Annotated in this window: 12 protein-coding genes and 1 riboswitch; of the genes, 4 read left to right on the top strand and 8 right to left on the bottom strand. The window is 70.7% G+C overall.

From position 1 onward, the window contains the following. Positions 1-159 precede the first annotated feature (159 nt). Both HUW46_RS00780 and HUW46_RS00785 read left to right on the top strand, forming a co-directional pair. Positions 160-891: an SDR family oxidoreductase gene (locus HUW46_RS00780; protein WP_215545415.1), complete on the top strand. Its 732-nt coding sequence runs from the start codon at positions 160-162 to the stop codon at positions 889-891. 110 nt (positions 892-1,001) lie between these two features. After that, the gene (locus HUW46_RS00785) at positions 1,002-3,002 is read left to right on the top strand and encodes a glycoside hydrolase family 31 protein (RefSeq protein ID WP_215545416.1); all 2,001 of its coding nucleotides are present in this window, start codon (positions 1,002-1,004) and stop codon (positions 3,000-3,002) included. Here HUW46_RS00785 and HUW46_RS00790 read toward each other — a convergent pair. Further along, positions 2,991-4,217 carry a glycosyltransferase 87 family protein gene (locus HUW46_RS00790; protein WP_215545417.1) on the bottom strand — a complete coding sequence of 409 codons (1,227 nt, stop codon included), beginning with the start codon at positions 4,215-4,217 and terminating at the stop codon, positions 2,991-2,993. The genes HUW46_RS00785 and HUW46_RS00790 overlap by 12 nt on opposite strands. 239 nt (positions 4,218-4,456) lie before the next feature. Between HUW46_RS00790 and HUW46_RS00795 the strand changes: the two genes are divergently transcribed. After that, positions 4,457-5,527, top strand: coding sequence for a branched-chain amino acid aminotransferase (locus HUW46_RS00795; RefSeq protein WP_215545418.1), 1,071 nt, complete (start codon positions 4,457-4,459; stop codon positions 5,525-5,527). Positions 5,528-5,701: 174 nt separating this feature from the next. After that, positions 5,702-6,001, top strand: coding sequence for a YciI family protein (locus HUW46_RS00800; protein ID WP_215545419.1), 300 nt, complete (start codon positions 5,702-5,704; stop codon positions 5,999-6,001). 76 nt (positions 6,002-6,077) lie between these two features. Here HUW46_RS00800 and lepB read toward each other — a convergent pair whose 3' ends face one another. From lepB to HUW46_RS00835, 7 genes are all read right to left on the bottom strand, one after another. After that, complete coding sequence (lepB, locus tag HUW46_RS00805; RefSeq protein ID WP_215545420.1) at positions 6,078-6,998, bottom strand: signal peptidase I; 921 nt, start codon at positions 6,996-6,998, stop codon at positions 6,078-6,080. Positions 6,999-7,119: 121 nt separating this feature from the next. Continuing rightward, complete coding sequence (locus HUW46_RS00810; RefSeq protein WP_215545421.1) at positions 7,120-7,443, bottom strand: hypothetical protein; 324 nt, start codon at positions 7,441-7,443, stop codon at positions 7,120-7,122. A gap of 45 nt (positions 7,444-7,488) precedes the next feature. Further along, entirely contained in the window at positions 7,489-11,118 is a 3,630-nt protein-coding gene (gene metH / locus HUW46_RS00815) for a methionine synthase (RefSeq protein WP_254125671.1), read from the bottom strand. Positions 11,119-11,132: 14 nt separating this feature from the next. Further along, a riboswitch (S-adenosyl-L-homocysteine riboswitch) is annotated at positions 11,133-11,209 on the bottom strand. 168 nt (positions 11,210-11,377) lie between these two features. Then, positions 11,378-14,320 (bottom strand): amino acid adenylation domain-containing protein, encoded by a 2,943-nt coding sequence (locus HUW46_RS00820; protein WP_215545422.1) that lies wholly within the window; start codon positions 14,318-14,320, stop codon positions 11,378-11,380. Further along, positions 14,317-21,018 carry a non-ribosomal peptide synthetase gene (locus HUW46_RS00825; protein WP_215545423.1) on the bottom strand — a complete coding sequence of 2,234 codons (6,702 nt, stop codon included), beginning with the start codon at positions 21,016-21,018 and terminating at the stop codon, positions 14,317-14,319. The genes HUW46_RS00820 and HUW46_RS00825 overlap by 4 nt, the downstream gene beginning before the upstream one ends. A 14-nt stretch (positions 21,019-21,032) precedes the next feature. Then, positions 21,033-22,319 carry an MFS transporter gene (locus tag HUW46_RS00830; protein ID WP_215545424.1) on the bottom strand — a complete coding sequence of 429 codons (1,287 nt, stop codon included), beginning with the start codon at positions 22,317-22,319 and terminating at the stop codon, positions 21,033-21,035. Continuing rightward, positions 22,316-23,470 carry an LLM class flavin-dependent oxidoreductase gene (locus HUW46_RS00835; protein ID WP_215545425.1) on the bottom strand — a complete coding sequence of 385 codons (1,155 nt, stop codon included), beginning with the start codon at positions 23,468-23,470 and terminating at the stop codon, positions 22,316-22,318. The genes HUW46_RS00830 and HUW46_RS00835 overlap by 4 nt, the downstream gene beginning before the upstream one ends. Between the last annotated feature and the right edge of the window lie 14 nt (positions 23,471-23,484).

Raw genomic sequence — 23,484 nt, forward strand, 5'->3', positions numbered from 1 at the left:
GAACGCGCGCCGCGCCGCCCGGCTCGCCCGTTCAGCGCAGCACTTCCCCCTGGTACCAGGGAAAACGCCCGTCGCGGCACACGTCGATTTCACCCCGCCTATATTCGGGTACGGCCCGGCACCAGCGCGGTCCACAGTGGACGATCATGGAGGGAACACATGGCGAGGCGCGTCGCGATCGTGACCGGCAGTTCGCGCGGGATCGGGAGGGCGATCGCGGAACGGCTCGGCGCGGACGGGATGGACGTGCTCGTCAACTACCGATCCGACGCGGCGGCGGCGGGCGAAGTCGTCGCGGCGATCGAGGCGTCGGGCGGGCGCGCCACGGCCGTCGGTGCGGACGTCACCCATCTCGACCGGCTTCGCGAGGTCTTCGACGCCGCCGAACGGCACTACGGCGGTATCGACGTCGTGGTGAGCAATGTCGGAATCGCCAAGTTCGCGCCGGTCGCGGAGTTCACCGACGAGGACTACGACACGGTGTTCACCACCAACGCGCTCACCACCTTCCGCACGCTGCGGGAGTCGGCCACCCGGGTGCGCGACGGCGGCCGGATCGTCGTGGTCTCCAGCGGGGTCGTCGCGACGCACTCGCCGGGGACCGCGGTGTACGGCGCGAGCAAGGCGGCGGGCGACGCGCTGGTCCGCGTGCTGGCCGGGGAACTCGGCGCGCGCCGGGTCACCGTCAACAGCGTGCTGCCCGGCGCCGTGAGCACCGACGCGCTCCACTCGCTGCGGACGCCGGGCGAACTCGCCGCCGTCGCCAAGCGCACCCCGCTCGGGCGGCTCGCCGAACCGGGCGACATCGCCGGCATCGTCTCGTTCCTCGCCTCCGACGACGCGCGCTGGATCACCGGGCAAACCGTCAACGCGGGCGGCGGCTACTTCTGACGCCATCAAGGGCATCGAACCCAGCCTTGACAACGCGGGCTTGACGCGTTCTGCTTAGTCCTGACTTTTTGGTGGCAGTAACGCGCACATTCACGCATCTGGAGGCATCCATGCGCTGGCGTCCCCTGCTGTGCGGTGCGACCGCGAGCCTCGTGCTCGCGAGCGCCGTCACGCCCGCCGAGGCGGTGGAAGACGGGCTCACCCGGGCACCGGGATCCGTGGCATTCTCGGTTCCCCGCAGCCTCGGCGCGCCCGGTTACCAGCTGCGCATCGACATCGGCCGCCTCGGCGTGACCGCGTCCCGCGGCGGCGAACCCCTCCTGCGCACCGCGCCGGACGCCTTCACCTTCGGCGGCGGCGTGGCCACCCGGGTCCGTTCGGTCACGCACCGGGACGGCGCTCTCGTCGCGGTGGCGGACAGCACCACCGGCAAGACCGTCACGCTGCGGCTGACCCCGAAGGCCGACCGGTTCGACCTCCGCTGGTCGGTCGACGGCGAGCCGGATGGCGACCGGGCGACGCACTTCGACCTCGCCGCATCCGGCCAGTGGTACGGCGGCGGCGAGACGAGCGAGGGCAAGCAGCAGCCGTACCCGTTGTCGGCGGGCGCTGTCGACGAACCGGAGTTCTCCCCCGCCAGCTACATGATGCAGGAGCCGTACTTCTACACCTCGAAATCGGTCGGCGTGTACGTCCGGACCGACCAGCCGATGAAGGTCGCCCTCGGCGGAGGGCGCGCGGATCTCACCGTCACCAAGGCGCGCGAGTACTCGAGCACCGTGTTCGTCGAGAGCAGCCGCCGCGCGGTGTACGACGACTACGTCGGCGAGGTCGGCAAGCCGGAGAAGAGCGACGCCACCGACGCCGAGTTCGCCAGTCCACTGTGGAATTCGTGGGCGCAGTACTACCGGGACATCGACCAGGACAAGGTGCTGAAGTGGGCCGACGATCTCAAGGCGGCCGGCGTCACCGGGCACACCATTCAGCTCGATGACAAGTGGGAGTCGAACTACGGCAACCTGACCTTCGACGCGAAGACCTTCCCGGACCCGAAGTCCATGGTGGACAAGATCCACGGGATGGGCCAGAAGTTCGGGCTGTGGACCACGTTCTGGATCAACCTCGACTCCGCGAACTACGCCTACGCGCGGGATCACGGATATCTGGTGCGCAGCAAGGAAGATCCGGCGAAGCCGTGCACCGTCAAGTGGTGGAACGGCACCGCGGGCATCATCGACCTCGCCAACGAGGCGGCACGGAACTGGTACACCGGCAACCTCCACTGCCTGATGTCGAAGTACGGCGTGGACGGGTTCAAGTTCGACACCCGGTTCTTCGACGACAGCTGCGCCACCTCGAACGGCCTCACCCCGCGCGACTACCAGAAGCTCGGCGCGGACATGGCGGACGGGTTCGACCAGCAGGGCGTCGGGATCCGCACGCACTGGGGCAACCAGCGCTACGGGTTCGTGATCAGGGCCGTGGACGCGGACGCCAGCTGGGGCGGGCTGCGCACGTCGCTGCGCCGCTCGATGGCCATCTCCGGCAACGGCTACCCGTTCGTCGAGACCGACATGATCGGTGGGTCGAACAGCAACCCGCCGCCGTCGCCGGAGGTACTGGTGCGCTGGGCGCAGGCGGCCTCGCTGATGCCGCTGATGTACTCCTCCACCTCACCGGTGAGCACGATCGACACCACCACCGGCAAACCGGTGACCTACCCCGCGGAAACCGCGAAGTACTACGCCGAGGCCGTGCGCACGCACGCGAAGCTGGCGGGCTACCTGAAGACCCAGGTGCGGCAGGCGGTCGCGGACGGCAGCCCGATCATGCGGCCGGTGTTCTTCGACTTCCCCGGCGACCACCGCTTCGACACGATCGACGACGAGTGGATGCTCGGGCCCGCGCTGCTCGCCGCACCGAAGATCACCGAAGGCGCCAGCCGCGACGTGGTGCTGCCCGCCGGGCTGTGGTGGGATCCGGCCGCGAAGCGGCTCGTGTTCGGCGGCAGGACGCTGCACGGGTACCCGGCGCCGCTGGGCACCACCCCGATGTTTGTCCGGATCGGCGCACCCGGCTCCGCATCGCTGATCGCCGATCTAACCCGCTGATTCCGCGACGAGCCGCTCTCCGCCACCGGGCGGCTCGTCGCGGAGTCCTTTCGCGGCGCTCTCGCGCGCGGACGCCCACCACACGGTGGCGAGCAAGAGCGTTCCGAACAGGACGTAGCTTTCGGCGCCCAGCCACGAGAACACCGAGCCCGCGGGGAACGGCTTCAGCCACGGCAGCCCGGTGAGGAACAGGATCGTGGCGAGCGCGGACACCGCGGCGAGGACCCTCGCCGCGAACGGATCGGTGGTCCAGCGGGTGCGCGCCGACCACGCGAGCAGGACGACCGCGGGCGCGCACCACACCCAGTGGTGCGTCCACGACACCGGCGAAACCAGCAGCCCCAGCTGCGCGCAGCTCACCAGCGCCAGCGGGAGCCGTCCCGCGCGCAGCGCGGCGGTGATCGCCCCGGTCGCGAGGACCAGCGCGCACACGGCCAACGCCGCCCACACGAGCGTCGTCGAGGTGGTCAGGCCCATGCCCGCGCGCGCGAGCAGGCCGCGCAGCGACTGGTTGCTGACGAACCACAGATCGCCCATGCGCGTGGTGTCCGACATCAGGTGCAGCCAGTACTTCGCCGACGCCTCCGGCGCCACCAGCCACATCACCGCCCCGGCACCGGCGAACGTGCCGAGCGTCCGCGCGAGTGAGCGGAAGTCCTTGCGCAGCAAGAAGAACAGGCAGAACACCAGCGGTGTCAGCTTGACCGCGGCGGCGAGCCCGACCAGGACCCCGCGCGGCCACCGCCGCCACGGCACGAGCACGTCGGCGACGACCGCGAGCATCAGGAAGACGTTGCCCTGGCCGTAGTTGAGCGTGGCCAGCACCGGTTCGATGAGCGCCGCGCCGAGCTGGGCCACGAGCGCGACGGCTGCCGCGGTGCGACGGCGCCTGCCATCGGCGACCTGCACCAGGTACACCACGATCCCGAGCCCGATGATCGAGGCGACGTTCATCGCGATCAGGGTGAGCTTCAGCGGGGTGAGGGTGCCGAGCAGGAACACCGCCGCGGCGAACGGGGTGTAGGTGAACGGCAGGTGCACGCCCTGCGAGGTGAGGACCTTCCCGAGGTACGGGTCGCCGTCGGCGGCGAGCGCGCGCGCCCCGCCGAGGTAGACCTCCAGGTCCATGCCGGGGAACCCGCGCAGCAGCAGGACCGCACCGAGAACAGCGATCTCGAGCACGAGGAACACGACGACAGCGCGATATCGGTGCACCGGATCATCCAACACCGAGGGGCGCGGGGACATCGCCGCGGGTAATGGTTTTGCCCCGCGGCCCGGATCGGCGAGACTGAGCGCGAGCGGCGATCCGCCGCCGGGCCGGTGCACCCGGCCACTCGGTGCGGTGCCCGGCGACGAACTGGCCGGGCGGCCGCCCCGGTATCGCGGCGGCGGCAGGCGAGATCCTCGCGGCAGGCCCCCGCACGAACCGGCCCATCCGAGTGAGGACTTCGATGCACGACTTTCCCCTTCGCCCCGCCGAAAACGCCCTTCCGGCGGCCGAGCGCGCCGCCGCGCTGGCCGATCCCGGGTTCGGCAGGACGTTCACCGACCACATGGCGACCGCCACCTGGACCCCCGAGCAGGGCTGGCACGACCGCGCGGTGACGGCGCTGGCGCCGTTTTCCCTGCACCCGAGCGCGGCCGTGCTGCACTACGCGCAAGAGATCTTCGAGGGCCTCAAGGCCTACCGGCACGCCGACGGCGGCGTCCGGTTGTTCCGGCCGGAGCTGAACGCGCGCCGGTTCGCCGCCTCCGCGCGCAGGCTCGCCCTGCCCGAACTGCCCGAGGAAGCGTTCCTGCGCAGCGTCGAGCAGCTCGTGCGCGCCGACGAGGCCTGGGTTCCCGACGGCTCCGACGAGCGCAGCCTGTACCTGCGGCCGTACATGTTCGCCAGCGAGGCGTTCCTCGGTGTGCGCCCGGCGGCTGAGATCCGGTACGCGGTGATCGCGAGCCCGGCCGGTGCCTACTTCCCGGCGGGCGTCGCCGGGGTGACGCTGTGGATCAGCACCGCGTACACGCGCGCGGCGGCGGGCGGCACCGGCGCGGCCAAGTGCGGCGGCAACTACGCCGGTGGGCTGGCCGCCCAGCTGGAGGCGAAGCGGCACGGCTGCGACCAGGTGCTCTACCTGGACAGCGCGCACCGTTCGAAGCTCGAGGAATCGGGCACGATGAACCTGTGCCTGGTCACCGAGGACCGCCGCCTGGTCACGCCCGGCCTCGGCACCATCCTCGAAGGCGTGACGCGCGACAGCGTGCTCGCCCTCGCGGAGGAACACGGCCTGACGCCCGTCGAACGGTCCGTCGATCTGGCGGAACTGCGCGCGGGCGAGTTCACCGAGGTGTTCGCGACCGGCACCGCGGCGGTGATCACCCCGATCGTCGGCTTCCGCGACGAAGAGGGCGAAACCGTGATCGGCGACGGCGAGCCGGGGAAGACCACGCTCGCCCTGCGCGAGCACCTGCTCGACCTTCAGTACGGCCGCATCGAGGACACCAGGGGCTGGCTCCGCCGCGTGACCTGACCCGCCTCCGGTGGCGCGGCGCCGTCCGCGCCACCGGAATTTTCGATTCCGTCACGGGTCGAAAAAGGAGGGGTAAAGTTCATGAACATTCTCTTGGCTTTTACTTTGCATTGGTGTCCGGCGCCACTGGAAAAGAGCACTCCGTGACCGGCCCCCCGGGTCTAGAATCACGGTATGTACATAGCCTTGCAGAAATACCTCGAACCGGAGATCGAAGTCGACTACTCACTCGCCGAACACATGATCTGGTTACGAAAGCAGTTCGAAAGGGGGATTTTCGTCGCTGCCGGAAAATGTACCACGGATTCCGGGAGGGTTATTCTCGTCCGCCCGCTCGGCCAGGACAAGCTCCGCGCCATCCTGGCCACCGACCCGCTCGTGCTCCGGCACCTGGCGCGCTACGAGCTCGTCGAGTTCTCACCGACCAGGACCGCGGACGACCTGCTCGGCATCAACGAGGCGCTCGCCTCCTGACCTCTTCGCACGGACACCGACGAGCCCGGCGCGACCCCCGCACCAAGACGAGCGCGCACGCCGGGCCCGCCGTGAATCACCGCTTCGACTTGACTTTGTCGCGCACCCCGGAAAACAGCCTCCGCCCGCCTGCCAGCACCGGCCACGCCGCGATCGCGCCGAACCCGATCGGAATTCCCTGCTGCCACGACGGCGCGCTCAGGCCAGCCGCCACCGTCGTCGACTGGGCCTTCTCCTGCGGATTGTGATCACTGACCCCGCCCCACCTGCTCGGCGGCAGCACGATGATCCGCGCCTTTCCGATCACGTTCTCCACCGGCACCATGCCGCCCAGCCGCTTGTCGCCCTGGCATCGCGAATCGCACGAATTGTTCCGGTTGTCCCCGAGCACGAACAAGGAATTCGGCGGCACCGTGATCGGCGGGAACGTGTCCTGCTGCTGGTGCGACGGGGATTGCCAGTGCAGGTACGGCTCGTCGAGCGCCTTGCCGTCCACCACCACGCGGTTCTTCGCGTCGCAGCACTGGACGGTCTGGCCAGCCGTCGCGATCACGCGCTTGACGAAGTCGCGCTCGTCCGGCGGCGCGAGCCCGAACGCCGAACCCACGGTGTGCAGGAACCGGACGAACGCGTTGGACGACGGCTCCGGCAGCGCCTCGTTCTTCACCCACGGTTCGGGGCCCTTGAACACGACCACCTCGCCGGGCGTCGGCTCGGTGAAGTCGTAGACGAGCTTGTCGACCAGGATCTTGTCGCCGTAGCAGCCGGTACAGCCGTGCAGCGTGCTCTCCATCGAGCCCGACGGGATGGTGTAGACCTTCGCGAAGAACTGCTGGAACACGAACGCCAGTACGAGCGCGATCACGATCAGGATCGGCAGTTCGACCCAGAACGAGCGCTGTTTCTTCGCCTTGCGGCGCCTGCCCGAGCGCGGCGCGGCCTGCTCGTCGGGTTCGGGTTCGTTCTGGGAAGCGTGCTGGGAGAGGGGTTCGACCACCCGGCCAGGCTACGGGAATCCGGCACGGTGCCTCCGGCCCGACACCGGCCCGTCGAGTGAAAGTTCACCGAGGGCCGCGGGCCGGGGCGGGTTCGTCCCCGTTCGCCCGGTATCCCCTGCCTCAGCCGGTCCCGGTGGCGGGCAGCGCGAACAACGCGTACTGCGCCTCGTCGCCCCGGCCGAGGCCGCGAATCCGGCGGCACTTCAGGCAGGTGACCTCGTGCCGCGTCGGCGTCAGCTCGCCGGAGCCGAGGCCGGACCAGCCCTGGTGGCACGCGGGCGCCAGCAAGGTCAGCCCGTTGATCCACGGGCGATCCGCGGACGCGTGCACCGCGGAGGACAGCCCGATGCGCATGTTGTGGCCGCGGAACCGGTCGTGCTGCACCTCGGCGAACACGGCCGGATCCACCGTGGGCTCGGGGAAGAGCGGGATCGGCTCGGACATGTGCCCAGTATGCGCCGCGCCCCCGACAGTTCCCCGGACCTCAGGTCAGCTCGTGCCGCCCTCGGGCTCGTAGGCGAGGTTGGGCCGCAGCCAGCGTTCGACCTCGGTGATGTCGAGGCCGCGGCGTTTCGCGTAGTCCTCGATCTGGTCGCGGCCGAGCCGCCCGACGGTGAAGTACCGCGAACCGGGGTGCGCGAAGATCAGGCCGCTGACGCTCGCCGCCGGGGTCATCGCGAACGAGGTCGTCAGCTCCATGCCGATGGCCCCCGCGTCGAGCAGGTCGAACAGTTCCTGTTTGAGGCTGTGGTCCGGGCTCGCCGGGTAGCCGAGCGCGGGGCGGATGCCGCGGAAGCGTTCGGCGTGCAGGTCCTCGAGGGCCGGTTCGGCACCGGGCTCGAACCATTCGCGGCGGGCGCGCAGGTGCAGGTACTCGGCGAACGCCTCGGCGAGCCGGTCGGCCAGCGCCTTGACCATAATCGCCTTGTAGTCGTCGTGCTCGGCCTCGTAGCGCGCGGCGAGCTCTTCGGCGCCGTGGATGGCCACGGCGAACCCGCCGAGGTGATCGCCCCGCGGCGCCACGTAGTCGGCGAGGCAGCGGTTCGGCCTCCCCGTCGGCTTTTCGGTCTGCTGCCGCAGCATCGGGAATCCCACGCCGTTCTCGAGCAGGATGTCGTCGCCGTCGGAGTGCGCGGGCCAGAAGCCGTAGGCGCCCTCCGCGCGGAACTGCCCCTTCTCGATGATCTCGTCGAGCAGGGCGTTCCCCTCGTCGAACAGCTCGCGCGCCACCGGCTGGTCCAGGATCGCCGGGTACTTGCCCTTCAGCTCCCACGCCAGGAAGAAGAACTGCCAGTCGATCATCTCGCGCAGTTCGGTGAGCGCGGGCCGCACCGTGCGGACGCCGGTGAACTCCGGCGTCGGCAGCTCGTCGAACGGGACCCGCTCAGGGTTCGCGCGAGCCTGGTCGTAGGTCAGGAGCGCGCGCTGCTGGCGGTTCGCGTGCTGCTCGCGCAGGCGTTCCTGCTCGGCCCGGTTGGCGACGTCGAGACCGTCCGCCCGCTCGGGGTCGAGCAGGTCCGAAACGACGCCCACCACCCTCGACGCGTCGAGCACGTGCACGGTGGTCGCGTCGTAGGCGGGCGCGATCCGCACCGCGGTGTGCTGGCGCGAGGTGGTCGCACCTCCGATCAGCAGGGGCCGCTTCAGCCCGCGGCGCTGCATTTCTCCTGCCACGTTGACCATCTCGTCGAGCGACGGCGTGATCAGCCCGGACAGGCCGATCACGTCGGCGTTCTCGGCGACCGCGGTGTCCAGGATCTTCGCCGCGGGCACCATCACCCCGAGGTCGATGACCTCGTAGTTGTTGCAGCCCAGCACGACGCCGACGATGTTCTTCCCGATGTCGTGCACGTCGCCCTTGACCGTGGCGAGCACGACCTTCCCGTTGCCGTGCCCGGAAACCAGGGTGCCCGCCAGCCGCGCCTGCTCCTTCTCCTCCTCCATGAACGGTTCGAGGTAGGCGACCGAGCGCTTCATCACCCGCGCGCTCTTGACCACCTGCGGCAGGAACATCTTCCCGGCGCCGAAGAGGTCCCCGACGATCTTCATCCCGTCCATGAGTGGCCCCTCGATCACTTCGAGCGGACGCGCCAGCGACTGCCGCGCTTCCTCCGTGTCGTCTTCGATGAAGTCGACGATGCCGTGCACGAGCGCGTGCGACAGCCGCTCCGCCACCGGTGCGTCGCGCCAGGACAGGTCCACCTCGCGGCGGGTTCCCTTGCCACTGACCGTTTCGGCGAAGGTGACCAGCCGGTCGGTGGCGTCGGGCCGCCGGTCGAACAGCACGTCCTCGACGAGTTCCAGCAGGTCTGCGGGGATGTCCTGGTAGACGGCGAGCTGCCCGGCGTTGACGATGCCCATGTCCAGCCCGGCCTTGACCGCGTGGAACAGGAACGCCGAGTGCATCGCCTCGCGCACCACGTTGTTGCCGCGGAAGGAGAACGACAGGTTCGAGATCCCGCCGCTGGTGTGCGCGCCGGGACAACGCTGCTTGATCCGGGGCAGCGCGTCGAGGAACGCCTTCGCGTAGCCGTTGTGCTCCGAGATGCCGGTGGCGACCGCGAGCACGTTCGGGTCGAACACGATGTCCTCGGCGGGGAAACCCGCTTCACTGGTGAGCAGGTCGTAGGCGCGGGCGCAGATCTCCACCTTGCGGTCGGCGGTGTCGGCCTGCCCCTGCTCGTCGAAGGCCATCACCACGACGCCGGCGCCGTAGTCGCGGATCCGCCGCGCCTGCTCGAGGAAGGGCCCCTCCCCTTCCTTCAGGCTGATCGAGTTGACGATCCCCTTGCCCTGCACGCACTTGAGGCCCGCTTCGAGCACCGTCCACTTGGAACTGTCGATCATGATCGGGATCCTGGCCACCTCGGGCTCGGTCGCGATCAGGTTCAGGAACGTGGTCATCGCCCGCTCGCTGTCGAGCAGGTCGGCGTCCATGTTGACGTCGAGCACGTTCGCGCCGCCGCGGACCTGCTCCAGCGCGACGTCGACGGCGGCCTGGTGGTCGTCGGCTTCGATCAGCCTGCGGAACCGGGCGGAACCGGTGACGTTGGTGCGCTCCCCGATCATCGCGAACCCGGTGTCCTCGGTCATCTCCCACGGCTCGAGCCCGCTGAACCGCGTGCGCGCCGCCGGTGCCGGTACCGGGCGGGTCGCGGCGCCGGACACCGCCGAGGCGATCGCGGAGATGTGCTCCGGGGTGGTCCCGCAGCAGCCGCCGACGATGTTCGCCATCCCGGACGCGGCGAAGTCGCCGAGCAGCTGCCCCATTTCGCCGGGGGTCTGGTCGTAGCCGCCGAAGGCGTTCGGCAGGCCCGCGTTGGGGTAGCACGCGGTGTAGGTGGTCGCGAGCCGGGACAGCTCCGCGACGTGCGGCCGCATCTCCTCGGCGCCGAGCGAGCAGTTCAGGCCGACCACCAGCGGGGAAGCGTGCTCGATGGAGCGCCAGAACGCCTCGACGGTCTGCCCGGACAGTGTGCGCCCGCTCAGGTCGACGATCGTCACCGAGATCCACAGCGGCAGGTGCGGCGCGACCTCGCGGGCGGCCGAGATCGCCGCCTTCGCGTTGAGCGTGTCGAAGATCGTCTCGACGAGCAGCACGTCGACACCGCCCTCGGCGAGCGCCTCGATCTGCTCCGCGTAGGCGGCGTGGACCTGGTCGAAGGACACCGCGCGGTAAGCCGGGTCCTCGACCCGCGGCGACAGCGAAAGGGTCACGTTGAGCGGCCCGATGGACCCCGCCACGAACCGCCCGCCCGCCTCGTCCGCGGCCTGCCGCGCGAGTTCGGCGGCGCGCAGGTTCATCTCCCTGACCAGGGACTCCAGCCCGTAGTCGGCCTGGCCGACGCTGGTGGCGGTGAAGGTGTTGGTGGTGGTGACGTCCGCGCCCGCGGCGAGGTACTGGCGGTGCACGTCGAGGATCACGTCGGGGCGCGTGAGGTTCAGCAGGTCGGGGTCGCCGGTGACGTCCTTGGGGTGCTCGCCGAACCGGTCGCCGCGGTAGTCCGCCGGGGTGAGCCCGGCGTTCTGGAGCATGGTGCCCCACCCGCCGTCGAGGACCACAACCCGCTGGTCCAGAAGCTCCCGCAGGGCCTTCTCGCCGCTCGCCGTGCCGGCCACAGCCACCTCCCAAGTAGTGGGAGGCGCCCTTGCGGAAGTTCAGCGAGCCGAGCGTGGCGGGCCGGAACCCGTTGCAGCGCCTCTCGACTCGACGACCAGGATAGTGGGTGACCCGGCCCCGACGCCAGGTTCCCACCTGGTGCGAACCGCGACGGTGCCCGGCCCGGCCGCCCCGCCGGCTCGCTCCCCTGACTCCAGCCACAACGGACTGTCCATTCCGGACACTGGCGGCCGCGTCCCGCTGTCGTCGTGGCAGGCCTCAGGATCGAGCTTCGGCAGGGCTCTGGTGGCTCCCGCCGTCGACGGGATCGTTGAAATACCGGTCCGGGTGCCGCGCGAGCACCGCCGGTCCCGGCGCGCTCGGCCCGTAGTCCTGCTCCGCCGCCGTTTCTCGCCGGAAATACGCGTCGAACGCGCGGCCGTCGCACTCGTCCGAGGGCTGCGCGCGCACCCGGTACCCCGCCGCCTCGGCCGCCCTCGCCAGGTTCTCGGGGTCGACCCCGTCGTGCTCGGCGCGCGGATGGCCGGTCAGCGCGGCCAGCGCGGCGAGATCGGGCGCCAGCCTGGCGTTGGGGATCCCGGTCACCCAGAACTCGGCGGGCACCGCGGTGCCCTGCCACCACGGCAGACCGTCCACATCGGAATTGCCGGGGCGCCACCGGACGACGGGGACCTCGGCGGTCTTCGCCGTGTCCTTCTTGGACAGCACGACGTCATACCGGTAGCGCGTGAGCTCGTTGTGGGCCGTACCTCGTTTCAGCATGAGTGCGGCCGAGCGGAACGCGTGCCCAGCGGTCGCGTATGAGGTGAAGAACGACGGATCGATGAGTAGCTCCCGCTCCAGGTCGAGGTTCCGCCGGAACAGGGCGGCGTGTGTGGGGCCCCCGGGTCCCGTGGCGGACCGGGCCGCAGCCACACCCGCGTGGAAGCAGTCGAGCAGCCGCAGGTTCCGCACGTCCCCGACGAACAGCTCGCCGTCGGGCCGGAGCGCGGCGGCGCAGCCGTCGAACACGTCCTCGCAGTACCCGCCGGAGGGGAAGTACTGCACGACCGAGTTGACCACCACGACGTCGAAGGAACCGGCGGGGACGCCGGTGAAATCGGTGGCAGCGCGGTTGAGCAGGGTGACCTTGGCCGCCATCCGCGGCACCGCGGCGAGCTGGCTGGCGAGCCGGTCGAGAGCGGGCGCGGAGAAGTCGGTGGCCCAGTACGACTCGCAGTGCGGTGCCAGGTGGGCCAGGAGCAGTCCGCTGCCGACCCCGATTTCGAGGATCCGACGCGGCCGCAGCGCGCGGATCCTGGCCACCGTCGTCGCGCGCCATTCGCGCATGTCCGCCAGCGGGATCGGCGCCCCGTCGTAACTGCTGGTCCAGATCGAGAAGTCTTCACCGAGGTCGGATCCGCCGCCGGCGGCGTAGTGGTCGTCGTGGATCGCCCGCCACTCGGCGAGCCGCTGCCCGGCCGCGTCCGGTAACGAGCCGGGGGCGCCCACCCCGTCCGCCGCGTCCGTCACGGCGGGCAGCAGGGTCGCGATGCGGGCCACCGTCCGGCGTTCGAACAGGTCCGCCATGGTCATGCCCACGCCGTGGCTCGCACGGACCCGGCTGACCAACTGGGCACCCAGGAGGGAATGCCCGCCGCGATCGAAGAAGTCGTCGTCGATGCCGACCTCGCCGACGCCGAGCAGCTCGCTGAACGCCCGGCAGAGCGCTTCCTCCTGGCTGGTGCGCGGTGCGCGGCGGGCGACGTCTGCGGCCCACACCGGTTCGGGGAGTGCGCTCCGGTCGAGCTTCCCGTTGTCCGTCAACGGGAAGCGGGGTACTTCGACGAAAACCGACGGGACCATATGGCCGGGCAGTGTCCTGGCGCAGTGCTTCACCAGCGAGCGGGCCGGGGGCAGGTCGCACCCGGGACGCGGCCGCAGGTACGCGACGAGCCGCCTGTCGGCCGCTGAGATCTCCTTCGCGACGACCACCGCCCGTTCCACCTCGGGCAGCTCGGCGAGTACGGACTCGATCTCGCCCGGTTCTATCCGGAAGCCCCGGATCTTCACCTGGTGGTCGGCCCGGCCGAGGAAGACCAGTGTCCGCTCCCGCCGGACGAGGTCGCCGGTGCGGTACAGGCGCGAGCCCGGCGGCCCGAACGGATCGGCCACGAACCGGGTCGCGGTGAGCCCTGGCCGGTGGAGGTAGCCGCGCGCCAGCCCGTCACCCGCGATGTACAGCTCGCCCTCCGGCACCGAGCGCAACGCCTCGTCCAGCACGTACAGCCGGGTGTTGCGGATCGCCTCACCGAGCGACGCCGACGGGGCGTCGTCGCGGACCCGGTGCCGGGAGGACCAGATCGTGGTCTCGGTCGGCCCGTACAGGTTCACCACGCGGGCCGAGGCCGCCGTCATCGCGGACGCCAGTCCCGGCGGCAGCGCCTCCCCGCCGACCAGCGCGGTCACGTTCCGGAACGACGGGCCGGTCAGGACCATCTGCCACAGTGCGGGCGTCGCCTGCATGATCGTGATCCGGTCGTCGGCCACCGTCCGGCGGAGCGCGTCCGGATCGCGCGCCTCCTCGTCGCCGGCCAGCACGACCGCCGCCCCGGAGATCAGCGGCAGGTAGAGCTCCAGACCGGCGATGTCGAACGCGATGGTGGTGACGGCCAGCAGCCGGTCCTCGGCGGTCAGCGGGAATTCGCGGCGCATCGCCAGCAGGAAGTTCGTCAGGCCGGCGCGGGTGACCACGACGCCCTTGGGCGTGCCGGTGGAACCGGAGGTGTAGATCACGTACGCGGCGCTCGCCGGGTGGGGATCGGCCGTGCGGAGCGCCGCGGGGCGCCCGGTCAGGTCCAGCTCGTCGAGGACGAGCTCCGCCGGGTACCTGCCGCGGAGCACGGCCGTGGTGAGCACGACCTGCGGTCCGGCGTCGCCGAGGATGAACGAGACGCGGTCGCGCGGGTAGGACGGATCGATCGGCAGGTACGCGGCACCGGTCTTGAGGACCGCCAACAGCGCGACGACCAGATCGGCCGACCGGGGCAGGACGAGCCCGACGATCGAGCCCGCCCCCACTCCGCGGTCGACCAGGTGCCCGGCCAGGCGGACCGCCCGCGCGTCCAGCTCCGCGTAGGTGAGGTGCTCCCCGCGGAACTCCACGGCGACCGCCTCCGGCGTCCGCGCGACCTGTTCCTCGAACAGCGCGCACGGGGTCACGACCGCACGCGCCGGAGCTCGGCCTCGATCACGTCGGCGATCAGCGGCAGGTGGTCGGCGTCGAGCAGATCGAAGTGGCTGACCCCCATCGGGTGGCTGCGGACCTCGCCGGAGATGAAGTCCCGCCACGAATGCGGATTGAGCCGCCACTCGTCTGGATGGCCGACGGCCTGGAAGTGGACGATGTCGCCGCGGTGCGTCCCGGGCTCGTGGTGGCTGGCCAGCCACTGGTGCCGGGTGAGGATGCCCGCGAGCAGCGCCAGCCGTTCCTCCTCGATGGTCTCCCCCGCGTCCATCTGCGGGAAGCACTGCCGCACCAGCGCGATGTGCAGCGGGTTGACCTCGGCGATGTCCGGGCTCGCGATGCCCGGCGGCGTGCCGGCGTAGGGGTAGGAGTCCAGCACCGCGAGCAGCTCCACCTCCTCGCCCTCGTCGCTGAGCATGGTGGACATCGCGTGCGCGATGTTGCCGCCGAACGACCAGCCGACGAACCGGTACGGCCCGTGCGGCTGCAGGCTCCGCACGTGCTCGAGGTAGTCGGTCGCCATCGCCGGGATGTCCAGCACCATGTGGTCGAGCCCGTGCACCGCCCTGGACTGGATCGTGTAGAGCGGATTGCCGCGCAGGTGCCGTCCGAACCCGAAGTAGCACCAGCCAAGGCCGATTCCCGGGTGCAGGAAGAAGATCGGCCTGCCGTCGCCGCCGGTGCGGATCGGCATCAGCAGGTCCATGGCGTCACCGGTGCCGCCGTGGCCGATCAGGGCGCCCAGCTCGGTCACGGTCGGTGCCTGGAAGATCGCGCCCACGCCGAGTTCGACGCCGAGCGATTCCTTGATCAGCCCCACCAGCTTCGCCGCTACCAGCGAGTGCCCGCCGAGCTCGAAGAAGTTGCCGTCCACGCCGACGCTTTCGATGTCGAGCGCCCGTGCGAACAGCTCGGCCAACCGGGCCTCCTGCGGCGTGCTCGGCGCCTTGCCGGCGACGGTCACCCGCTTGGGCGCCGGGAGGGCCGCGCGGTCGAGCTTCCCGTTGGCCGACAGCGGGATCCGGTCGAGGTACACGAAGTCCGTCGGCAGCATCGCGGGAGTCAGCAAGTTCCCCGCGATGGCCCGCAGGTCCGCCGAGAACCGGTCCGGGTCGAACCAGCGCTCGTCCGCCGCGGCGGCGACCGGCGCGGCGCTGCCCGGCCGGACCGCGAACACGTTCACCAGCCCGCTGTCGACGAGCAGGTCCGCGGTCTCCGACGCGGTCGTGAAACCGTGACCCACGAGCAAGTCGACCACGGCGGCCAGCCGATCACCGGTGTCGTGCACCTCCACGACGACCTGATCGATCCGCGCCCAGTGCTCGTCCCGGACGCCCGCGAGCACTTCGAGCTCGCTGTTCTCCGCGTCCACCTTCAGCAGGTCGACGTGCGCGATGGCGTGCTCGTCGAGCACGGACGACAGGGTACGCAGCTCGCACGTGACCTCTTGGCGCTCCTTGAGCCGTTGGGAGATCAGGACCTCCAGCTCACCACTGAGAGCGGCGAAGTCGCCAGGCCCCTGCGCGAGGCGCTTGATCCGGCTGCCCGCCAGCGCGCCCGCCTCCGCCAGGTCGCCGAACTGACCGGACAGCATGGAGAACTGCGGGTAGTACACGAAATCGGCCGTGCCAGGCCGGTCCGAAAGGCCGTACGGGAACGCGTGCGTGTGGATGTCGTTCAGGCTCGTGTTGAGCACCATCTCCCGGTACAGCTCGGGAATCGGCTCGAACGCGTAGATCGTGACGTTTCTGGCCTGGGTGCCGACGAACAGGCTGAACATGCCGACGTGCGCACCGACGTCCAGGACGGTCGCGCCGTCCGGCACGCTGATGCCGTGCCGCAGGTATTCCTTGCGCTCGAAGATCTCCTGGTAGAGGTACTCGATCTCGGCGGCGTTGCGGCCGAGGACCAGCCGTCCGTTCGGCAGCGGGTGCCGGGGCAGGTCGTCGATCTCGCCGGTCTCCTCCCACCGGGCGATGGCGCGCACCCCCGGTGCCGCTCCGGCGTTCGGCACGACGTAGGCGACCAGACGCTGGACGTCCGGCTCGGGTGCGTGGACCGCCACCGCCACCTGGTCGGCGGCGGGGTGCGCGGCGACCGCGGCGCTGATCTCATCGGGCTCGATCCGGACACCGCGCAGCTTCACCTGGTGGTCACCGCGGCCGAGGTACTGGAGCTGGCCCGCCGGGGTCCAGCGCACGAGGTCGCCGGTCCGGTACATCCGGGTGCCCGGCGGGCCGCCCGGGTCGGCGACGAACCGTTCCGCCGTCAGCCTCGGGTTGTGCCGGTAGCCGCGGGCGAGCTGGACGCCTGCCAGGTACAGCTCACCGGGGACCCCGATGGCGACCGCGTCCAGGTTCGCGTCCAGCACGCGCGCCCGGGTGTTCCACACCGGCGCGCCGATCGGGACCGAGGTGGCGTCGGTGTCCGGGAGGCATCGCCAGCTCGTGACGTCCACAGCGGCCTCGGTCGGCCCGTAGAGGTTGGCCAGGGGCGCGTCCATGACCTGGTGGTACTGGTGCTGCAGCGCCGGGGAAAGCGCCTCGCCGCTGCAGATCACGCGGCGCAGATCGAACGTGCCGGGGTCGGCGCCGAGTTCGGTGAGGAACGCCTGGAGCATCGACGGCACGAAGTGGATCGTGGTGATCCGTTCGGCGCGCAGGACACCGGCCAGGTAACGCGGGTCCCGGTGCCCGCCCGGCGCGGCCACGACCAGGGTGGCGCCCTCGACGAAGGCCCAGAAGAACTCCCACACCGACACGTCGAAGCCCGCCGGGGTCTTCTGGAGCACCCGGTCGTCGGGCCGCAGCCCGAATTCCGCCTGCATCCACAGCAGCCGGTTGACGATGGCCTCGTGCTCGATGACCACCCCCTTCGGCCTGCCGGTCGACCCGGAGGTGAACAGCACGTAGGCGGGAGTGCGCGGGTGCTGCCCCGGCGGGGTGTACGGGCCAGCGGGCAGCTCGGACAGCTCCCGGTAGGTCTCCTCGTCGAGGACGAACACCGGTTCCGCGTCGGTGATCATCGCGTCGCGGCGGCCCGCGGGCAGGTCGGGCTCGATCGGCAGGTACGCGGCGCCCGACCGGACGACCGCGACCAGCGCGACGATCAGCTCGATCGAGCGGGGCAGCGCCACGGCCACCACCCGCTCGACCCCGGCACCCCTGGATCGCAGTGCCATCGCCAGCCGGCCGGATCTGCGGTCCAGTTCCGCGTAGGTTAGCCGCTCGTCTTCGAACACCAGCGCCTCGGCGTCCGGGTCGGCCGTCATCCGCCGGTCCAGCAGTTCGGTCAGGGTCACCGGCGGGATTTCGGCGCCGGTGGCGTTCCACCGCGCCATCAGCTCGCGTTCGGCGTCCCCAAGCACGTCGACCGCGGTGATCGACTGGCCGGGGTCGGCGGTGACCTGGGTCAAGACCCGGACCAGCCGGTCGAGCAGCCGCTCGACGGTGTCCCGGTCGTACAGGTCCGTGGCGTAGTCCAGCACGCAGTCCACGCCCTGGCCGTCCGGCCGTTCGGTGAACGCGAAGTGCAGGTCGAACTTGGCGACCTTGACGTTGACCTGCCGCCGCCGCACGGTCAGGCCGGTCAGGTCGACGCGGCCCTCGTCGAAGCCCTGGAAGACCAGCATGACCTGGAACAGGGGGTGACGGCCGAGCGTGCGCGCCGGGGCGGCGATCTCCACCACCTGCTCGAAGTCCAAGTCCTGGTGGTCCTGCGCGGCCAGGTTGACGTCGCGGACCCTGGCGAGCAGCTCGGCGAAGCTCGGGTCGCCGCCGAGGTCGTAGCGCAGCACGATGGTGTTGACGAAGAAGCCGACGAGATCGGCGAGGGCCTCTTCGGTCCGGCCCGCCACCACGCCGCCGATCGGGATGTCGGTGCCGCAGCCGAGTTTCGCCAGCAGCACCGCGAGTCCCGCGTTGAGCACCATGTTGAGGCTGACGTGGTGGCTGGTGGCCACGTCACGGAGGCGCCCGTGCAGCTCGGGACCGAGCTCCAGCGCGATCCGCGCGCCGACCATGCTGGCTTGCGCCGAACGGGACCGGTCGGCCATCGGCGATACCTCGGCCGGCAGTCCGGCGAGCTGCTCGCGCCAGTACTCGCCCTGCTTGGCGGCCAGCTTGCGGCCGTCCCGGATGTCGCCGAGCGTCGCCAGCTGCCAGCGGCTGTAGTCGCCGTACCGCACCGGCAGCGGCGTCCACTGTGGACTGTGGCCTTCGACGCGGGCCTGGTACGCGTGGCCGAGGTCCCTGCCGAACGGCGCCAGCGACACGCCGTCGCCCGCGATGTGGTGGATGAGCACCAGCAGGGTGTGGTCGTCCCGGCCGGTCTTCCACAGCCAGACCCTGATCGGGATCTCGGCGATCAGGTCGAACGGGTACTGCGCCGCCTCGTCCAGTGCGTCCTGGACCTCGTCCTCGGCGATCTCGGCGTACCGGAGCTCGAGCCTGGTTCCCAGCACTTCCTGGTAGGGGTTGCCGTCGGCGGACGGGAACACGGTCCTCAGCGCGTCGTGCCGGGTGATCACGTCCTGGAACGCCTCGGCCAGCGCGGCCCGGTCCAGCGGCCCTGTCAGCCGCATCGCGAGCGGCATGTTGTAAGTGGGATCGGCGCCCTGGGTCTGGAAGTGGAACCAGAGCCTGCGCTGCGGGAACGACAGCGGGGTCGGGTCGAGCGACGGTCGCGGGGCCAGCGGCTGGCGGGTGCCCGCGGCCTGGTCGATCGTGGTGGCCAGCCGCGCGACCGTCGGGTTGTCGAACACCGCGCGGATGCTCAGCTCCGCGCCCAGTTCGGCGCGCACCCGGCTCACCAGCTGGGCCACCAGGAAGGAATGGCCACCCAGTTCGAAGAACTCGTCGTCGATGCTCACCTCGGGCAGCTTCAGGACGTCCGCGAACAGCGCGCACAGCACTTCCTCGCGCGTGGTGCGGGGCCGCCGTCCCATCCCGGCCAGCGGTTTGCCGGGGAACGGCAGATCGGCGCGCCGGACTCGCCCGTGCGCGTCCAGCGGCCAGGTGTCCAGCGCGACGAACGCGGCGGGCACCAGGTACTCCGGCAGCCGGTCGGCGGTGAACCGGCCGACCGCGGCGGTATCGCGCGTCCCGCTGATGAAGCAGATCAGCCTGCGCTCGCCGTTCGGGTCGTCGTGCGCGACGGCCGCGACCCTGGTGACGTCGGGGTGCTCGCCGACCACGCGTTCGATCTCGGCGGTGTCCGCCCGGAACCCGTCGAGGCTGATCCACTCCTCGAGCCGGCCGAGCACCCGCGCGGTCCCGTCCGGCTCCCGCACGGCGAGGTTGCCGGTCGGCGATCCGGACACATACAGCTCACCGGGTATGCCTTCGGGGAGCCGGGTCATGCCGAGGCCCACGACCTCGCGTTCCGACGGCGCGCCGCCGTAGAGGTCCGCGCCGAGCAGGCTGCCGTCCTGGTCGCCCACCACGAGTTCGACCAGGCGCCGGACGAGCTGCCCCAAGCGGTCGGCCGTGTCCTGGCGAAACAGCTCAGGCCGGTAGATGAACGTCCCGGTGAGGCGGTCGTCCACGATCTCGACGCGGAACTCGATGTCGAACCGGGTCAGCACGTCCAGCCAGGGCAGACGCTCCGGCGTCCGGGTGCCCTCGGCTCGGGGGGCGTGTTCGCCCTGGTAGATGTACAGCACCTCGAACAGGGGGTTGCGGCCGGTTCGCCGTCCGGGGCGCAGCTCGGCCACGACCTGGTCGAACGGCACGTCCTGGTGCGTGTACGCGCGCGTCATGGTCGCGTGGGCCGTGCGCAGGAACTCGCGGAAGCCCATGGACGGCGAAACCTTGGTACGCAACGTGACGGTGTTGACGAACAGGCCGATGACGTCGTCGAACTCCGTCCGCTGCCGCCCGTTGAGCACGGCGCCGATCACGACGTCGTCCTGGCCGCTGTGCACCGCCAGCGCGGCCTGGAAGATCCCCGCCATCGCACTGGAAACCGTGCAGCGCCACCGCAGCGCGATCGCTTTGAACGCCGCGGTCAGATCCGCGGTCAGCGTGAACTCGCTCGTCGCGCCCGCCGCGGTGAACTTCGCCGGTCTCGGGAAGTCCAGCGGCAGATCCAGGGTGCGGGCGTCGGCGAGCTCGTCCCGCCAGTACGCGAGCCTCGACTCGACATCCGTGTTCTCCCGCTGCCAGCACACGTAGTCCGCGTAGGACGCCGCGGGGCCGGGCAGCCGCGGCGCCTCGCCGCGCAGCTCCGCTTCGTACACTGTGGACAGTTCATCGGTGAGCACGGCGAACGACCGGCCGTCCATCACGATGTGGTGGAACACCAGGCACAGCACGGCGGACCCGTCCGGCAGGGTGACGAGCATGCCCTTGGCCGGCGGCGCCGCGGACAGGTCGAAGGGGACCGCCACGAACGGGTCCGCGACCGAGCGCCAGTCGCCGTCGGTGGTTTCCCGGGTGATCGGGATGGAAAAGCCGTCGGCTTCGGCGACGTACGGACTGCCCTCGTCGTCGGCCAGGAACACCGACCTGAGCACCGCGTGCCGCGCCACCAGGTAGTCCAGACCGCGCCGCAGCGCCCGGTCGTCCACGCCGCCAGCGAACCGTAGCGCGATCCTGGCGTTGTAGGCACTGCTGGCCGAGCTCATCTGCTGGAGCAGCCACATCCGCTCCTGGCCGGACGAAAGTCGGGTCATCTCGGTCGCTCTCCCTAGCTCTCCTGCACGTCCATCGGGCGCTCAGCGGGCTGTTCCGCCTCCCCTGCCGGTTGCTCCTCGGCTCGCACCTCGTCGCCACGTGCCCGCAGCGCCGCCACGAACAGGACGACCAGCAGCGCCAGTGCGATGATCAGCACCGGCACGTTCGTGCCCTGCCAGCCGAGGAAGTAGAAGACCGTGCTCGCGGACAGCGACGCGGCGACGCCGGTCACCGACCCGATGCCTTCCGCGACGGCCTGGATCCTGCCGCCGCGCCCGCGCGGGTAGCACCGGACGAGCAGGGTGGTCCCGGCCAGGTAGAGGAAGTTCCAGCCGACGCCGTTGAGCGTCAGCGCGATCAGGAAGTTCACGAACCCGTCGCCGCCGAGCCCGGCGATCGCCGCGACCACGAACAGCGCGGCGCCGATCACGGAGGTCCGGGCCGGGCCGATCCGCGCCACGATGTTGCCGCTGAACACGGCGGGCGCGAACATGCCGACGAGGTGCCACTGGATGATCGTGGCGCCCATGCTCGACGAGTGGCCCGCGTGCTGGCTGCCGAGCGGGCCGACGGCCATGATCATCGTCATCATCGCACCGGAGCCGGCGAGGGCCAGCAGCCCGGTGATGAACTGCCTGGTGCCCCTGACCTCGGCCAGCGGGACCGGGACCGGCTTCTCGCCGTCGGTCTTGGCACGCACGCCGCTCGCCCGGATCGCCAGCAGCAGCGGAATGTTCAGCATCGCGTACACGCCGACCATGAAGTACGAACCCGCGTACTGGGCGCCGAAGAACGCCGAGCTGGTGGTCGCCACGAACGGTCCGATGAACGCGGCCAGCAGCCCGCCGTAGAGCACGAACGACAGAACCCGTTCGCGTTGGCCCGAAGGAGCGCGATCCGCGGCCATGTACCGGATGTAGCCGCCGGTGGAGCGGTAGGCACCGACGAGCGCGGTACCGCAGCACAGCAGCGGGAAGTCGTGGGTGGACACCGCGATCACCGACAGCGCCGCACCGACCATGGCCGCGATCGCGCCGGTGATCATGACGCGCACGTAGCCGATGCTGGCGGTGAGGAAGCCCGCGATGAACGAGCACACCGTGCCGGCGATGGTGATCGTCGCCAGCGGCAGAGTCGCCAGCGCGGGGGTCGGTGCCAAGGCGAGGCCCACGACGCCGGTGAGCGTCAGGTCGATGCTGATGCCCATGAAGTAGAACGTCTGGCACGCCACGAGCAGCCAACTGCTCCGGCCGATGCCGACGCCGACGTACCGGCGCCACCCCGTCGGGATACCCGTCATCGGCTTGCCATCCTCGCGGCCCGGCCACTGGCGTTCGAGGCGACGAACTCCGCCCGGTGGCCGGCGACCCAGCGCTGGGACGCCGCCACGCCGTCGACCGCGCCCTTCAGCCGCGGCACGACCTCGCGGGCGAACAGCCGGAGGCTGCGCTCCCGCGCCTCCTCGGGGGCCCAGTCCTGCAACGAGAGCAGCAGGCAGCCGAATCCGGACACCCGCTCGGCCAGCGCGGTGATCGCCCGCACGCAGTCCGACGGCGAGCCGGCGATGATCCCGCCCTGCTCGATCGTGTAGTCGAAAGCCTTCTGCTGAGCCACGTCCGCGGTCGGGATCGGCACCCCGAGGGTGTCCTTGTACAGATCGGACCGCTGGAACCGCCAGCCGTCGAACAGCTCGGCCTTGGCCTGGTCGACCGAGTCGCTCACGTGCACCGGCACCACCAGGCGCCACTCCCGCCGGTCCACCGGCCGTCCCGCCTCGTTCTCCAGGTGCTCCCACTGGCCGGGCAGCCGATCGACGCCGATGTCCTGGCCCGCGCGGATCGCGCCCCACGGCGGTGCCACGTGGGACATCGCGCTGATGCCGAGCCGACCGGCGAGCCGCATGCTGAACGGGGTCGCCGCGCTGGCCACGACGAGCTCGATCGGGCCGGCCACCGGACGCGTCTGAACCCTCGCGTCGTCCATCCTGAACCAGTCGGTCTCCGCCGAGACCACCTCGCCCGCCAGCAGCCGCTGAATCACTTCGAGCGCCTGCGCGAGCCGGTCGCGCGTGGTGGCCGGGTCGATCCCCAGCATGTGCATGTCGGCCTGGTACGCGCCGGATCCCGCGCCGAGGACGAACCTTCCGTCGGTCAAATGGTTCAGCAGGACAGCGCGCTCGGCGACCAGGAACGGGTGGTGGTACGGCAGCCCGAGCACGCCGGTGGCGAACCGGATCCGCCGGGTTCGCTGTGCCGCCGCCGCGATGAACAGCTCCGGGCTGCTCAGCGTCGCCCAGCCGCCGGAGTGGTGCTCGCCGACCCAGAACTCGTCGAACCCGAGCTCGTCCAGGGTTTCGGCCAGGCGCAGGTCCTCTTTGAGCAGCAGGGCGGGATCGGTCCCCGGACGGTGCAGAGGAGAGGTGAAGCAGCCGAAACGGGTGGGCAACTGCATAGTGTCTCCTGACA

It is taken from the genome of Amycolatopsis sp. CA-230715, from assembly GCF_018736145.1.
Taxonomy (GTDB): domain Bacteria; phylum Actinomycetota; class Actinomycetes; order Mycobacteriales; family Pseudonocardiaceae; genus Amycolatopsis.